This is a genomic window from Paraburkholderia sp. SIMBA_054 (assembly GCF_046534875.1).
GTDB lineage: Bacteria > Pseudomonadota > Gammaproteobacteria > Burkholderiales > Burkholderiaceae > Paraburkholderia > Paraburkholderia hospita.
On sequence record NZ_JAWRXV010001803.1, the window covers coordinates 1 to 232 of the forward strand.

1 protein-coding gene is annotated in these 232 nt (G+C 65.1%); it reads left to right on the forward strand.

Translation table 11 applies throughout. From position 1 onward, the window contains the following. Positions 1–232, forward strand: a 232-nt coding sequence (locus SB822_RS61295) for a hypothetical protein (RefSeq protein WP_410859691.1), incomplete at both ends; no start/stop codon positions are given.

Sequence of the window (232 nt, forward strand, 5' to 3'; positions counted from 1 at the left end):
GCCGGGTCTCGGACATCCTCTCGCTGCTGTCGGAGAACCGCATGCAGATGAATGTGACCGGGCTGGAAGAGTCGCACCTGATGGAGAACCTGCAGAAGATCGCCAACCGGGTCGCCGCCGGCATCGTCACCGCGGCGCTGATCCTGGCCTCCTCGCAGCTGATGCGCATCGACACCCCGTTCAAGCTGTGGGGCTATCCGGCCATCGCGCTGGTGCTGTTCCTGCTGGCGGT